The sequence below is a fragment of the Bacillus arachidis genome (assembly GCF_030285945.1).
Taxonomy (GTDB): domain Bacteria; phylum Bacillota; class Bacilli; order Bacillales; family Bacillaceae_G; genus Bacillus_A; species Bacillus_A arachidis.
Genome location: NZ_CP127376.1, coordinates 1,861,601 through 1,877,404, shown reverse-complemented (window position 1 = coordinate 1,877,404; position 15,804 = coordinate 1,861,601). Strand labels below are relative to the sequence as shown.

General features: G+C 35.6%; 11 protein-coding genes and 2 pseudogenes. 1 reads left to right on the top strand and 12 read right to left on the bottom strand.

Going from position 1 to position 15,804, the window contains the following annotated elements; genetic code table 11:
* Positions 1 to 192: 192 nt before the first annotated feature.
* Positions 193 to 1,137, top strand: coding sequence for an L-lactate dehydrogenase (locus QRY57_RS10990; RefSeq protein ID WP_208018262.1), 945 nt, complete (start codon positions 193 to 195; stop codon positions 1,135 to 1,137).
* 72 nt (positions 1,138 to 1,209) lie between these two features.
* Here QRY57_RS10990 and QRY57_RS10985 read toward each other — a convergent pair whose 3' ends face one another.
* From QRY57_RS10985 to QRY57_RS10930, 12 genes and pseudogenes are all read right to left on the bottom strand, one after another.
* A complete protein-coding gene (locus tag QRY57_RS10985; protein WP_286017442.1) occupies positions 1,210 to 2,244 on the bottom strand; it encodes an AI-2E family transporter in 1,035 nt (344 codons plus the stop codon).
* 271 nt (positions 2,245 to 2,515) lie between these two features.
* Positions 2,516 to 2,644 (bottom strand): hypothetical protein, encoded by a 129-nt coding sequence (locus tag QRY57_RS10980; protein ID WP_026591969.1) that lies wholly within the window; start codon positions 2,642 to 2,644, stop codon positions 2,516 to 2,518.
* A 492-nt stretch (positions 2,645 to 3,136) separates the two neighbouring features.
* Positions 3,137 to 4,495 carry an MFS transporter gene (locus QRY57_RS10975; protein WP_286017441.1) on the bottom strand — a complete coding sequence of 453 codons (1,359 nt, stop codon included), beginning with the start codon at positions 4,493 to 4,495 and terminating at the stop codon, positions 3,137 to 3,139.
* Between the two features lie 107 nt (positions 4,496 to 4,602).
* Positions 4,603 to 4,692 (bottom strand): annotated as a pseudogene (locus QRY57_RS10970) (hypothetical protein); the annotation flags it as partial.
* 298 nt (positions 4,693 to 4,990) lie between these two features.
* Entirely contained in the window at positions 4,991 to 6,565 is a 1,575-nt protein-coding gene (locus QRY57_RS10965; RefSeq protein WP_286017440.1) for an AMP-binding protein, read from the bottom strand.
* 16 nt (positions 6,566 to 6,581) lie between these two features.
* Positions 6,582 to 7,763 (bottom strand): acetyl-CoA C-acetyltransferase, encoded by a 1,182-nt coding sequence (locus QRY57_RS10960; protein WP_286017439.1) that lies wholly within the window; start codon positions 7,761 to 7,763, stop codon positions 6,582 to 6,584.
* Positions 7,764 to 7,769: 6 nt separating this feature from the next.
* Entirely contained in the window at positions 7,770 to 8,549 is a 780-nt protein-coding gene (locus QRY57_RS10955; protein ID WP_026591973.1) for an enoyl-CoA hydratase-related protein, read from the bottom strand.
* 19 nt (positions 8,550 to 8,568) lie between these two features.
* The gene (locus QRY57_RS10950; protein WP_286017438.1) at positions 8,569 to 9,426 is read right to left on the bottom strand and encodes a 3-hydroxyacyl-CoA dehydrogenase family protein; all 858 of its coding nucleotides are present in this window, start codon (positions 9,424 to 9,426) and stop codon (positions 8,569 to 8,571) included.
* Between the two features lie 91 nt (positions 9,427 to 9,517).
* Positions 9,518 to 11,740, bottom strand: coding sequence for a helix-turn-helix domain-containing protein (locus tag QRY57_RS10945; protein ID WP_286017437.1), 2,223 nt, complete (start codon positions 11,738 to 11,740; stop codon positions 9,518 to 9,520).
* A gap of 469 nt (positions 11,741 to 12,209) precedes the next feature.
* Positions 12,210 to 13,631, bottom strand: a complete 1,422-nt coding sequence (locus QRY57_RS10940) for an MATE family efflux transporter (protein ID WP_286017436.1) — start codon at positions 13,629 to 13,631, stop codon at positions 12,210 to 12,212.
* Positions 13,632 to 13,653: 22 nt separating this feature from the next.
* Positions 13,654 to 13,930, bottom strand: a pseudogene (locus QRY57_RS10935) (aldehyde dehydrogenase family protein); the annotation flags it as partial.
* 98 nt (positions 13,931 to 14,028) lie between these two features.
* Complete coding sequence (locus QRY57_RS10930) at positions 14,029 to 15,648, bottom strand: amidohydrolase (protein WP_286017435.1); 1,620 nt, start codon at positions 15,646 to 15,648, stop codon at positions 14,029 to 14,031.
* Positions 15,649 to 15,804: the final 156 nt, after the last annotated feature.

Sequence of the window (15,804 nt, the reverse complement as noted above, 5' to 3'; positions counted from 1 at the left end):
GCAAAAGTATGGATTTTGACCCCAGCTAAAAGATACTTATGTTTCACTCCTTATAATTAATACCGATATGAACAGATTTTGAAATAATTGTATATATTTCATGAAATGTAATAAACTAGATTTGAATCTATAATAGTAATACCTATTTTTTTTACATATAAAAAAATTATTGAAATTGCGAGGAATTGTCATATGAAAAAAGGGATTAACCGTGTTGTATTAGTCGGAACTGGGGCAGTAGGATGTAGCTACGCTTACTGTATGATTAACCAAGGGGTTGCAGAAGAATTTGTTCTCGTTGATGTAAACGAAGCGAAAGCAGAAGGAGAAGCAATGGACTTAAGTCATGCAGTTCCCTTTGCTCCAGCACCAACAAGAGTTTGGAAAGGAAGCTATGAAGATTGTAAAGATGCAGATCTTGTTGTAATTACTGCTGGTTTACCACAAAAACCAGGTGAAACACGTTTAGATTTAGTTGAAAAAAACACTAAAATTTTCAAACAAATTGTTCGTAGTATTATGGATAGCGGATTTGATGGTATTTTCTTAATCGCTACAAACCCTGTAGATATTCTAACTTACGTAACTTGGAAGGAATCTGGCTTACCGAAAGAACGAGTAATTGGCTCGGGTACAACTCTAGATTCTGCTCGTTTCCGCTATATGCTAGGAGAATATTTTAATATTGGATCTCACAATATTCATGCTTATATTATTGGTGAGCATGGCGATACAGAGCTTCCTGTTTGGAGTCACGTATCAATTGGAATCCAAAAACTACAAACGATTCTTGAAAAAGATAATGAAGTTAGCCAAAAAGATTTAGATGAAATCTTTATAAACGTTCGCGATGCAGCCTATCACATCATTGAACGAAAAGGTGCTACATATTATGGAATCGGTATGTCACTTTTACGCGTAACAAAAGCAATTTTAAATGATGAAAATAGCGTATTAACTGTATCTGCATATCTTGAAGGGCAATATGGACAAAAAGATGTTTATATCGGTGTTCCTGCGGTCTTAAATCGTCAAGGTGTTCGTGAAATTTTAGAAGTTGATTTGAGTGAAGACGAAGAGTTAAAGTTCGATCACTCTGTTCAAGTATTAAAAGAAACTATGGCTCCTATACTATAAAATACACGTTGATTATGACCTTGCAAAAAGCAATCCAATTATTTTGAATTGCTTTTTGCATAGTTTAAAAATTCATTCTGTATGTGGATGAACTTTCTCTCCATCATATACTTCAAGCACATCAAGTAAAAAGATAAAGATTGGAATCCCAATAATAAGCCCCCATATTCCTAAAAAATGCTCCGAAAAGATAAGAACCATAAATGTATAAAAAATAGGTAAATTTGTTTTCGCAGACATAAACTTCGGATTTAAGATGTAGCTTTCAATTGCATGAATAACTGTAATAAAAATTAATATGTATACGACATATGCAATTCCCCCAATATTATACGCAATGATACAAAGTGGAAATAGTGAAATAATAACACCTGCAACAGGAATGAGCCCCAGCAAAAAAATCATAACTGCTAATACAAGAAGCTGTGGAAATCCTAAAAACCAAAGTGCAATAACAGATAAAATACAATTTACAATAGCTATTAAAAACTGCGCTTCAATAACCTTTCCAAATGAACGAGCAAATTTCTGACCGAAGTATGCAATTTCCTCGTAGAAAATACTCAGCTTACTCCCTTTAAATTTAGAGGTAAAAACAATAATACGCTCCTTTTCTAACAAGAAAAATAAACTTAAAATAAGCGAAAGTAAAATTTGTAAACTTACCTTTCCGATATTCGCTAACGATTGATAAATCACATCCACACCTTGTTCAATATACTTCGATACTTCCATTTGATTAATTGCAGTAAACACATATCTTATCATTTCATTATCAGGAGGATTTTTAAAAAACAACTTAAACTGGTGAATCAATTGTGAAATCTGTATTGTCAATACAGGTAAATATTTATATACAATAGTAATAATAAACGCTACTAAAACAATGTATAAAAAAGCGATTATCACTTTCCTATTTATCTTCACATACCGATTAAGCTTTTCAGAAATAAATCTTTGAAAATGATCCATTAGAAACGTAAGGATAAAGGTAATCAATATTAAATTAATCATGCTTTTTAGCCCGTATAATATAAGGGCTAAAATGACTAATACAAGGAGCCTCTGAAACCCTCTGCTTTGAAAGAAATTTTTCATTTGAATCATTAAGAATTAATCGCCCCCTTCAATAGATAGAAATTCAATATATTTATGAAAATATTGACCGTTTATTCATTACTATCTTATAACATTTTATGAACTCCTAAAGACATTCTTTCTTACTAGTTTGAAAGAATCCACTTTTTTCTTCTTAATTGTCTGATTTTCTTATTTATAGGTGTACATTTATATCAGCATATCCTTTTAGTCATCGGCGATATTCTAAAACACATAAACAAACCATAAACGTAATTGTTTATGGCTCTATTTAATCTTTTTATCTCCGGTTCATTCGCTTTGCTAATAATTCTTTTACTTGATTATACGTTAGTCCGGAATTTTTATTTAAACGTTTCACTTCATCAATATCAGTACCTACAACTGTATATTTCTTCTCTTTATTCATCACGACACATCCTTTTGTTTAACTCACTGAGTCGAGTACTTATTATTTGTTATATTTCTTCCCTAAATAAAAAGTTCATACTCATATCATAACAAATTAAGTAAAAAAGGTTATTTCATTCTGTTACGGCGTGGTAAAGTGAGACTCTAATCAGTGGAGGGGTCTTGATTCCCCACTGATTATTAGTTAAACCGATTGAGCTTTTACGAGCAGCCTGTTAATACGAGAAAAATACAGCCTGCACATAGGCCCCCTTTTTGATAATACTTCATATCATTTGCTCGCGTTATTGCATTTTCACAAAAATAAAATGTCCCAATAGAGGTAACACTATTGGGACAACATAATGTAAAGTAGATAATCACTGGTGTATTTATTAAATTTAGTGTAGCTTTTGGGGAGAACGAAATTGTTTACTATATCATCCTACATAGCCTATATTTTTATAAATGATTTACGCGAACTCATATGTTTATTACTCTTCCATCATCTTTACATTTTTTCTCCTAAATCTTTTTGCGACACATCTACATTCTTACCTTCAGTTTTATAGTCGGAGTATCGTTCTTGAACAAATAGTATAGCTATCGCTCCCACTATTGCAGCTATTCCAATAACTATAAAATTCATATTCGCCGGTAAATTCATCGTTAATAATACTCCTACAAATGTAGGTGCTACAATACCTCCAATTCTCCCGAATGCCATAGTAGCTCCGATACCAGTTGAGCGCATTGAAGGCGGATAATATTGAGAAACAAAAGCATTTCCTATATTTTGAACACCAACTGATGCAGCACCGATAACACCGATCAATATATATGCAACCAATGAGCTCTTTGTAAGGCCAATAGCAGAAAGAGCTAGTGCCCCGCAAATATAAAGCGGTATCATAACCTTTTTGAATCCCCATTTATCAGTTAACCGTCCAAAAATTATAGTTCCTATTATGGCACCGACATTCAGCATTGCCGTAAATGTTAAACTTGAACTTAAATCATACCCGGCTTGAATCATTAACTTTGGCAGCCATGTACTCATCGTATAGATCAGCACAAAACAACTAAAGCAAGAAATCCAGAACATGATGGTACTAAGAGCCCTCTTTTTTTCAAATAATTTAACAATAGGTGATCCTTTTTCCTTCACTTGCGGTCTTTCAAATTTAACATTTTCACTCATTTTGTACTCCGAATCTAATTTACTAAGTATATTACTTATTTCTTTATCTTTACTTTTATCCAAAAGAAAGCCTACAGATTCAGGTATTGCTTTAGCTATCAATGGAAGTAACAGTAAAGGCAAGCTTGCAACCCAAAATATCGGCTTCCATCCCATTGTAGGTAGCATCGATTTACTTAATAGCGCTGCTATAATGCCTCCAACTGAATAACCACAAAAGACAAATGAAACTATAGCGGTCCTTATTCGTTTAGGAGCATATTCTGTTGTTAATGAGATAACATTAGGCATAACACCTCCAAGTCCTAATCCGGCTATAATACGTAATACCGTAAAAGCTAAAGGTCCTTCGGCAAACCCTGCTAAAGCCGTAAAAAGACTAAAGAGCGCAGTACAAAATAAAATTACTTTTTTCCTTCCTACTTTATCAGCTAAAAACCCAAACAATATAGCACCAAGGGCTGTCCCTGCAGCAGTATAACTGCCGATTGTACCTGCTGTAACGGGTGTCATTGCCCATTCTTCTATTAAAATTGGAACGACCGAACCATATATTACTGCATCATATCCATCAATAAGAATGATTAGAAAGCACCAAAAAACTAAAGAAATATGGAACGAACTAAAACGACTACGGTCAATAATTTGAGTTGCGTTGATTGCGTTCAATACGTACACCTCCGAAATCAATTTAATATTTTTCGAAAATTACAGGTGTTAAAAAACGATGAAACTTGAACACACTGACATTAGTCATCTAAAAAAGAATGTACCGATTACAGTACATAGAATTGATCATCAACTAACCCTAAGCTTCGAAGGGCCAAAGCCGCTGTCAAACCAACTGGACCAGCCCCAATAACTAATACTTGTCTCTTATAATGTTAATCATCATAACTGTTCATATATATCTCTCCTTAACATTTCGAAGTTATCATGAACGATTCAATACCGTTTTTCAGCTTGAATATCCTAGTTCTACATAAAATAGCCGGCGGGCATGATTTTAAAGTTTAATATAATCTAAGCCGGCTTTACTTGATTCATATAGATTCTAACTTCCGTAAATTGCAGAATATTCAGAATTCAAACCTTAGATTTATATAAACGAAATAGCCTATCAGATTAAAACATTTCATTAATAATTAGAAAAATATTCAAGATTTACTGAAGAGAGGAATATAACTTCTCTTTAATAACATCCTGTAATACTAGTTTCTTAATTTTTCCACTTGCTGTCATCGGCAACTCTTCCATAAAGACGATTCTATCAGGGATTTTATAATTTGCGATTTTATCTTTCACGTAATCCTTCATGGAACCTTCATCTTCAACATAATTAGGCTTTAGTTTAATCACGGCGCAAGAAATTTCGCCTAAAACAGAATCAGGTAATCCAATAATAGCTACTTCGAGCACACTAGGGTGCTTATAAAAAACTTCCTCGATTTCTCTAGGATAAATATTATATCCTCCACGAATGATCATCTCCTTTTTTCGCCCAACTATCCGTATGTAACCCCTTTCGTCTTTTGTCGCTAAATCACCCGTGTAAAACCATCCATCTTTATCAACAGCTTCTCTTGTTTGATCAGGCATTTGGTAATAACCTTTCATAACCCCAAAGCCTCTGCATACTAATTCGCCGACTTCTCCAGATGCTACTTCCTCTCGCTTTGCATCTACAATCTTTATTTCTGCACCAGGCGCTGCCTTCCCGACCGTTTCTGAACGAATCGAATCATCATCATCAAAACTAGTAAAGGTTAAACCAGCAGACGTTTCGGTTAACCCATATGATACGACAATGTCGCATCCCATGACCCTTCGAATCTTGGTGACTATTTCTTCCGGACAGGGTGCGGATGCAATAATCCCTGTACGTAATGATGTTAAATCTACTTTTGTAAAGGTAGGATGATTTAACTCGAGAATAAACATGGTAGGAACACCATGATGAATTGTGATTTTTTCTAGTTCTATAATTTTTAACGCTTTTTCTGCATTGTATTTCTCCATAAATACAATTTTGGCTGCTGACGAAATAGCTGATAAAATGCCAGGTACCATTCCAAATATATGGAAAACAGGAACAGCTATTAAAAATACATCACAGCTACTACACCGCAGCCATTCTGCTGATAGTTTAGCTGTAAAGACCACATTTTCATGTGTGAGCATCGTTCCTTTTGGTCTACCGGTTGTACCTGATGTATATAAAATGGCGAAAACATCTTCCTTTGGGTCAATTACAACTTTCGGGGCTGGAGTTTTTTGTCCTAACTCAATTAATTCATTAAAAGAATAATATCCATCTTGCTTAAAACGCACTGTGAAAATGCATTCCAGTGCGTGAGACTTTTTTATTCCATTCAAATATGGTTTGAAGAGGTCAATATGATGAAAATCCTCCATAAGAAAAACTGCTTTTGCTTGAGAATTCTCTACTATATATTCTAGCTCTGTAGTACGATAACGTGTATTACATGGAATGAGAATAGCCCCTAATCGTGCTATAGCAAAATATATCGTTACAAATTCATTCCAATTTGGTAAGCAGACAATCACTCTGTCGCCTTTTGCAATTCCCTGCTGGGACAATGCTGACGCTATATATTCAACATGATTTTTCAACTCTCCATACGTAACACGACTATATCCATCATATAACGCCTCTTTCTCTAGGAATTTTTGAGACGAATGGTTAAGTACCTCTGGTAATGATAAATTGTAGCTCATTTTTCACCCTCCCTTCTTACAGTCGCTCCCAAATAGCAGCAATCCCTTGACCTCCACCGATACAGACAGATGATGCTCCATATTTCTTTCCCCTGCGATCAAGTTCGTAGATTAAAGATAAAGAAATTCTTGTTCCCGAAACTGCCAAAGGATGACCTAAGGCAACGGCCCCACCATTCACATTTCCAATTTCCGGATTAAATCCTAATTCCTTTTGACAGGCCAAATATTGCGCAGAAAAGGCTTCATTGATTTCAATCAAGTCCAAATCTTCCAATTTTAGACTGGTCTTCCGCAGGGCGCGTCGGATGGCCGGTGCTGGACCGATCCCCATGAGCTCTGGTTCCACTCCGACTACATCCCAAGAAACCAATCGTGCAAGAGGCTTCAACCCTTTTTTGATTGCATATTCTTCAGAAGCTAAAACAACTGCTGCTCCGGCATCATTCATTCCACTAGCATTCCCCGGTGTAATAACCCCTCCTTCAATAAATCTAGCCTTCAATTTGCTCAGTTGCTCTATGCTCGTGTTTCTCGGATGTTCATCCGTATCAATAACCTTAGATCCCTTTTTATCCTTCACAGTAACTGGAATGATTTCTTCCTTAAAATATCCCTTCTCCATGGCGGCTAGGGCCTTTTGATGACTTAAAAAAGCATATTCATCAATTTCTTCACGAGAAAGTTTATATTTTTTCGCTAAATTTTCTGCAGTCACAGCCATAGTGCAATCTCCATAAGTATCATAAAGACCGTCCCACACCCAATCTTCCATAGTAGGTGAGCCTAACGGACTCCCCCATCGCATTCCTCTAATGACATGGGGAACTTGACTCATGTTCTCAGCCCCTCCGGCTAAGACCATGTTCGCTTCTCCTGTAAGAATATATCGCGCGGCGGTTAAAATAGATTCTAGACCGCTTCCACACAAGCGATTGACAGTTAAGGCTGGAACATGAATAGGGAGTCCCGCTTTTAACCCTACATGTCGAGCCAAATAGTGCGCATCACGGCTGGATTGTTGGACATTTCCGAACACTACTTGGTCGATTTCCTCAGGATTGACATTCGCCTTTTTTATCGCTTCCTTTGAAGCTATCGCTCCCAAATCAATGGCAGAAACATCTCGAAACGATCCGCAAAATTCTGCCAAAGGTGTACGAGCACCTTCTACTAAAACCACATCTGTCTTACTCATGAAGAATCATCTCCCTACAAAGATTGGTTTTCTTTTTTCTGTAAAGGCTGTCATCCCTTCTTTTCGATCTTCTGTGACAAATGCAGTTCCAAAACATGCGCTCTCAATTGTTAGTGCAGATTCAAGATCAACGTTGCTACCTGTATTAACAGCGGTCTTTAGCATACGCATACCAACAATTGGTTTCTGTGCCAGCTTTTCAGCCCATTCTCTAGCAGTTGATAGTAATTCTTCTGCTGGTACAACTTTGTTGACTAATTGAATTGCTAATGCTCTTTGTGCATCAAACATCTCTCCGAAATACAACAACTCTTTTGCAACTCCTTGACCTACTAACCTTTGTAAACGCTGCGTACCCCCACCTCCAGGGATAATGCCAAGGTTTACTTCAGGGAATGCAAATTTAGCTTTGTCCGAGCTTATACGTAAATCACACGTTAAAGCCAATTCAAGCCCTCCACCAAGTGCTAACCCATTAATAGCAGCGATAACGGGTTTTGATAAGTTTTCAATACTAGAAAAAGCCGCTCTTGAAATTGTATTCATTTCCATCATTCCAACTAAATCCAAGTCTAACATTTGATGAATATCCGCACCTGCCACAAATGCTTTTTCACCGCTACCTGTAAGTACGATTGCATGTACTTCGGTATTGACTTCAAGATCATGCATCAAAGAGTTCAATTCATTAAATACGTGTGTGTTTAATGGATTGAATGGCGGGCGATTTATATATACAATCGCTACTTTATTTTCAATTTCATATTGTAAAAACTCACAATTCATTTTTACTCCCCCCAATTATTCATTTGTCGTAGTCGTAGAAACCAGCCCCAGTCTTTCTCCCTAATCTTCCAGCCCTTACAAGCGATTTAAGTAGTACAGGGGGTGCAAAGCGATTATCTTTGAATTCCTCATAAAAATAATCCATTACGTGGAGACCGATATCTACACCTGCGTAATCTTGTAAAGCAAATGGACCCATTGGATAATTCAAGCCTAATGTAACCGCTTTATCAATATCTTCTGGAGATGCAACTCCCTCTTCTAAAAGTTTAATCGCTTCAATAAATTGCGGAATCATAATTCGGTTTACAATAAATCCTGGTGTATCTTTTTTTACTTCTACAGTTTCCTTGTTCAGTTTCTTCGAAAATGCTTTAATTTCTTCTACTGTTTCATTGCTTGTTTTATAACCACGAACCACTTCCACTAGTTTCATAATTTGTGCTGGATTAAAAAAATGCATACCAGCAACACGTTCTGGTCTCTTTGTCGCTTCAGCAATTGCTGTGATGGACATCGATGAAGTATTAGTGGCAAGAATTACGTTTTCAGGAACAATTTCATCTAACTTTGAGAAAACTTCCTTTTTCAGTTCTAAATCTTCAATGATAGCCTCAATAACAATATCAACTTCTTTCATATCTTCGAGATCTGTTGTTACTGTAATTCGTTCCATTACTTCTTCCTTTTGCTCTACTGTCATCTTCCCTTTAGAAATACTTCTGTCTATAAACTTTTCTATTTTAGCTATAGCGTGTTGAAGATATTTCTCTTCAACATCTCGTAATATGACGTTAAACCCTGACATAGCTGCCAAATTGGCAACCCCACTTCCCATTGTGCCAGCACCGACTATGCCAACTGTTAATATACTCATCAACTTACCTCCTTATTTTTTAATTTTTCTGTATTTTTATTATAAAATAGAATAATTTAAAATAATTCCTACACAAAGTAGGAAAGAAGATTTACATTTTCAGCTTTTTGGAGGAATCCTTATAATATAAATCATATAACTTAAAAGCCATCATTAAATTCAATCTGTGTTCAGAATAATCAAGATCCACTTCTAGTAAATTTTTTATTTTCTCGATTCGATATTGAAGTGTACTCCTATGAATATAAAGCTCCTCAGACGTATCTTTAAGACTCCCATTATGATGAAGATATACTCGCAATGTTTGAAACAAATCTGCGTTTTTCCCTTCTGAATCATATAATAACGGTCCAAGATGCTTTTTTATAAATAGAGTTGCTACTGAAGAATCTTTTAAATAATGCAATACGGTATAAACGCCTAGTTCATCAAACAATGCAACCCCTCCTCTATCAAAACAATTAGATACAACATGAAGAGCTTGTATCGCCTGACGATAACAAGTATAGTAATCTTGTAACTCTTTTGTTTCCCCACCTACACCTAGGAAAACTTGAACGGACATTTTCTCCATTTCCATCCATCTCTTAATATTTCCATAAAGATTGGACCAATAATTTTTGGGATTATTTTTTTCTTTTTCTATGGGAACAAACATTATATATTCGTCTCCTTTATTTGCAAGAAGAATATCTTTGTCCACGATAGAAATCTGCATTTTTAATTGTTCCCACAGTAATGATTTTTGCGCTTGTTGTTTTAGAATATCACTATGTTTTATGTCCGTTTCATTAAACGTAATAGAAAGTGCTGAGATGCGATGCTGATCAAATAAATCCCAGTTAAATACATTAGCATGTTGAAAAATGGTTTCTCGATCCTCTATTTTTTCAACTAATAGTTTGTGGATGAAACTATCCTTGACCTGTTCTTTTGTATCTAAGACCAGTTTTTGCTTTATAAATTGAATTGAAAATACGTTTAAGGCGGAATCAATACTAATCCGCTGAAACTCATCAACTTCATCGTTCGACAGTTCAATAACAAGATAACCTAATAGATCACCTCCACCCCTAATCCGCCAAAAAACGATTTTCGTTTCATTTATATTTTTAAGAGAAAACTCTGCGTCTCTATTTTTCTCTTGAATAATTTGATATATTGCACATTCAACTATCTCTTCAATACCCGTTTGCTTTCCAGAAGATAGGTAATACGAAATTGGACGTAAAAATCGATCTAATACAACCACTGATTTTGATAAAGTTTTACTTAAAGTTGTCGTAATGCCATTGAAATCATCTTGATCTACAGTTTCTTTGACAAGTGCCTGTTGAAAATCCAATAGTGAATGTAGCCGCTGTTTATGCTCTTTTTCATTCATATATAAACGAACGTTTTCAAGCATAGCAGCAACATGACTAGATAATAATTCAAGGACTTCTAAATCCTCATTTGTGAATACACCTTTACTTTTCGTTTCGACATGTAACACACCAATTGTTTTAAGATTTACAACTAACGGAACCGTTAGTTGAGATCCACCGGTAACTTCCAAAAACGGAAAATATTCTTTTAGCATATAATTATTTTCAGTAATAATTTTTTTAGATTGATTTATTTCTCCGTATGAAGGCGGTTGAAAAGAAAAATAATTTTCTTTTTCATGATACAAATAGATGCATGCACCCATCGCGTTAGTCTCTTTCCCTGCACGCTCTACTATTTTTTCGACCACTTCTTCTATAGATGAATCTGAAAAGAGATTTTTACTAATCCATTCTACATCTAACATGGTCTTTTTTTGAGTTTCTTTTCTTTTTGCCAGAGCTATTGCTACTGCTATATCTTTTCCAAAGTCTACAAATGGCTTGTCCATTTCCATAAATAACGGAACTGCATTCATAAAACCGATAATACAGAATCCAAAACTATTTTCCTCGTCTTTTAAAGGGACAGTAAACCATGTTTGTATTTTTTCTGCTTGCAATAATTTAACCAATTCGCATTTCGTTTCCCAATTAGACTTCTCAATTGTTAAACCCTGAATGAGAAGTTTTGGCGAGCATTCATCTATTTTTATTGGGAATGAGTCTCCAAACGTATCTGAACCGCCGCTCCATACTTTAGGAATTAAGTTCTCACCTTCTTTTAAAATAATACAAACTAAATCACAAGCTAACTTAGAACGAAATGATTCAATTAAATATTGTAACGTCTCCTCTTCCGTATCAAACTTTACAAGTTGACGTGCTGTAATACGAAGATGATTCTCAATTTTTTTTGTGAGTTTTTCCCGCTCAGTTAATTTCATAAATATGCCCCCCTCTCATGTTCATTATTTTCTTATTTATTCCACTATTTGCAGTGGACTATCTTTACAGCTTCACTTCTTTTAAACTCTATAAGGAAAAGTACCGATCCTACTCTTCTTATCTTTAATGGTATTGACATATTTACGATGAAAAAAGACAGCTTCACCACGTTGATGAAATCTGTCCAAAATGAAATTAAATATATAAGTTGTTTATAATTCATCATAACCTAGAGTGAAACATGCCATGTAGCAACTTCTAATTTCTCATATTCTTGTGATGAAATTTTTTTAACGATAAACGCCACAATTCTCCCCCCTTCAGTAACTCTTGCATCAATAAAATATTTTCTTCATTCACTACTACTTATTACTAATTCCTCTCTCATCTATCATCTGATTTATTTTCAGATGATACGATTACTAAATGAAATGCACAATTTTAATCTTACATACAAATTCAATTAGACTATCTTTTTTGACCTCTATATCTCTCGTTTTTGTTCATATCCTTTAATCTTTGAAACTCTTTATACATAAAGAGAAGAGCTATCAAAAATGCAAGTATATCCGCAACTGGAATAGAATACCATACACCTTCAACTCCATACATCTTAGGGAGAAGATAAAATAACGGTAACGAAAAAAGAAAAGATCGCCCTATTCCTATAAACGTCGCCTTAGCGTTTTGCTCTATCGCCTCAAAATAGCCCGATATGAGCACTACAATTGCGACAAATGGAAAAGACAAGTTAAACACTCTTGTCGACCATATACTAATATCTTGTAAAGCTGCATCTCCTCCTGTAAAGAAACCAACTATCGGATCGACAAAGAAAAACAATAATACTGTCAAGAAAGCACTAGTTATGAATGTAAATATAATTCCTAACCGAGTAACTTCCCTTACCCGCTCATACAGCCTAGCACCATAATTATAACTAATAATCGGTTGAATACCAGTTACTACCCCCATTGCGATTAAAATAAGAAAGTTAGTTATATATCCATTTTGTATGGCAAAGGCGGATATATGTAATTCTCCCCCTAATGAAGCTAACAAATTATTAATAATAATGACGGAGATAAACATAGTAAGTGAAATTGAAAATGCGGCAAATCCGGTTGCATTTACTTCCCAAATATCTCTTAACTTCATTTTCAAGTCCTTCAGCTTAGGTTTGAGCAAAGTTTTGCTAAATAGAAAATAAAAAATAAGAAGACATGGGGTCGATTGAGAAATAATATTAGCCCAAGCGGAAGCTATTATTCCATATTGAAATTTATGAAATAATAGTAGTTCCACAGCAGCTGCTAAAATGGCTCCAACAAACCAACTCCACACGCTAAGTCCCGGGCGTTCGTCAAGAATAGCAAGAATACTAAGAATAACTGCTAATACTGTAAAAGGAAACGAAAGCCACATGTAATTTCCAAACTGAATTGCATACGGTAATGCCTGATCATCCGCACCAAAAAAACGCATAAGAGGCTCATTATAAATATAACCAGCGACACCAATCATTGTTGACAGGATGATCCCAAACCAAATCGATTGACCAACAACATTTCTTGCTTCATCGATTTTTCCAGCTCCTAATCTAAGAGCAGCCACCGCTCCCGCTCCAACTCCAACTAGCGTACCTATCGCACGAGAGAGAACCATAATAGTAAAACCAATCCCCACACCCGCTAGTTCTGTTGCCCCTATATTCCCCAAAATATTCCCATCTACAAATGAAGTAACTGCCAAAAATATGTTCCCTAATATAGCAAGCAAAATATAACGGTAAAACAAATACGTTATTTTTTTTGTTCCTAATTCTCTCTCCACAAGTGCTTTCGGTTTAATATTTTCTATTTTTGGAATCTCCAAGTTTGTATGATCCATACATTACCTCCCTAAACTATATTTATTGATTAGAAAACCATCCAACCCGTTGTGCCTTATAGCTTAGATTAATTTGCTTTACTTCTGAAAATTCATCGAGTCCGTATGTTCCCCTGCCCTCTACCAATTCCACTTTGTTTATAGCCACCCAACCCAAATACTGTATGATTCGCCAAAGTAATCGCTTCTTCTTCATCTCTAAACTTTTGAACAACTAAAACTGGGCCAAAGATTTCTTCCTGCACATTTCTCATCTCTGGCCTAGTATTGATAAAGATTGTGGGTTTAACAAGGAAACCGCTTTCAAAACTACCATCTATGCGTCATAAACCTCATCGTATGCACTATCATCCCGATTTGGAATAATAGCTCCTCCGATGAACTATATTCCCTACTCCTATCCTTTTGAAAGGACTCCTTCCCTCTGGAATACAATTTCTCCATCGACCATTGTCATATTTACTACTAAATCTTTAATATTCTGCTCTTCTGTATTCAAAATACTTTTATCTAGTACTATCAAATCCGCAAACTTCCCAGCGTCAAGACTTCCTTTACGATCTTCTTCAAAACTTGCATAGGCACCATTCCATGTGTACAGACGAATCGCTTCCAAAACGCTAACCCTTTGATTTCCACCTACATCAATACCATTTTTACTTTTTCTATTTACCGCAACATGTATTCCTAATAAAGGATCGCAGGAGGTTACGGGACAATCAGAACCGGCGGCAGCGATAATATCATGATTCAAATAATCACGGAGAGGATACATATGGTTTACACGCTCACCATAATTCTTCATATAACCTTCACCAAATTCATAGAAAAATGGCGGATTTGGTATCGGAATCACACCAAGCTTTTTCATACGTTCTTGTAAGTCGGGCTCGGCAATACCAGCATGTTCAATTCGATGTCGACTGTTTGCTCTAGGATACTTTTGCTGTGCACTTTCAATACAATTCAGAACCATTTCAATCGCTTTATCCCCTTGGGCATGTGCCGTAATTTGAAATCCTTTTTGATGTGCTCTTGTTAAAATCCTATCAATCTCTTCCTGAGTATAATAAAGAATGCCATAATCAGTAGAGTTACTCGTATATGGTTTTCTAGTTGCGATAGTTGGACCACTACTGCTTCCATCGGTAAATATTTTGGCGGGCCCAACTCTAAACTTATCGTCTCCTATACCTGTGACAATTCCTGCATCGATCATTTTATCAACGAACTCTTCCGAATTATGTAGTGCACATATCATTGCATATACACGAACGCGAACATCGCCAGCTTGCACTGCCTTAAAAATGTTTCTGAAATGATCAGGACCGTGCCCACCCGCATCGTGAACACTTGTAATTCCATAAGAGAGAAAGTCATCAGATGCTAGTTTAAAAGCCTTGAGTAATTCTTCCTCCGTATATTTGGCGACCTCAAACATCTTCATATTGGCACTCTCAATTAATCGCCCAGTTAATTTACCAGTGTCGTCTCGTTCAATTTGAGTATGATCCAAATTTGGTGTATCTTCATCAATACCCGCTATTTCAAGAGCTTTGCTATTTACCACGCATATATGGTTGCATGTTCTCGAAATATAAATGGGATGCTCCTGAGAAACATCATCCAATTCATCGATTGTAGGATATCTTCCCTCCAAAATTGCCATTTCGTTAAATCCAGAAGCACGAATCCATTGCCCTTTTGGTGTTTCTATTTTTTTTGCCTTGAGAGCTTCTATAAGATCTTTTATAGACTTAATATGCAACTCCTTACAATCAACCCCTAATTTATTTGTTCCATGCAGCATATGTAGATGTGAATCGATAAATCCTGGAAGAAGACTTTTCCCCTGCAAATCAATAACTTTTGTATTCTCAGTAATATAAGGTTTTACATCCTCGTTTGTACCTACGGCGATAATTAGATTCCCCTTAATAGCAATAGCTTGCTCAACATCATTTTCATGATTTACCGTTATAACCTCACCATTTATGAATATAAAATCAGCGTTCACCTGAATTCCCCCTTGACGAAATTTTCGAAAAGTTGTACTTATTAATTACTACAACATTATTTTTCATAATAGTTTGCGAATAAATCAAATAACACCCTATATTTTTTGATTATTCTGTAAATTATATGTATATTTATAATAACTGTCGGGTTGAAC

Bases quoted from the DNA above. Each gene is read 5' to 3' on its own strand.
- QRY57_RS10990 (WP_208018262.1), top strand. From the start codon at position 193: ATGAAAAAAGGGATTAACCGTGTTGTATTAGTCGGAACTGGGGCAGTA.
- QRY57_RS10985 (WP_286017442.1), bottom strand. From the start codon at position 2,244: ATGATTCAAATGAAAAATTTCTTTCAAAGCAGAGGGTTTCAGAGGCTC.
- QRY57_RS10940 (WP_286017436.1), bottom strand. From the start codon at position 13,631: ATGGATCATACAAACTTGGAGATTCCAAAAATAGAAAATATTAAACCG.
- QRY57_RS10950 (WP_286017438.1), bottom strand. From the start codon at position 9,426: ATGAGTATATTAACAGTTGGCATAGTCGGTGCTGGCACAATGGGAAGT.
- QRY57_RS10945 (WP_286017437.1), bottom strand. From the start codon at position 11,740: ATGAAATTAACTGAGCGGGAAAAACTCACAAAAAAAATTGAGAATCAT.
- QRY57_RS10960 (WP_286017439.1), bottom strand. From the start codon at position 7,763: ATGAGTAAGACAGATGTGGTTTTAGTAGAAGGTGCTCGTACACCTTTG.
- QRY57_RS10965 (WP_286017440.1), bottom strand. From the start codon at position 6,565: ATGAGCTACAATTTATCATTACCAGAGGTACTTAACCATTCGTCTCAA.
- QRY57_RS10980 (WP_026591969.1), bottom strand. From the start codon at position 2,644: ATGAATAAAGAGAAGAAATATACAGTTGTAGGTACTGATATTGATGAA.
- QRY57_RS10955 (WP_026591973.1), bottom strand. From the start codon at position 8,549: ATGAATTGTGAGTTTTTACAATATGAAATTGAAAATAAAGTAGCGATT.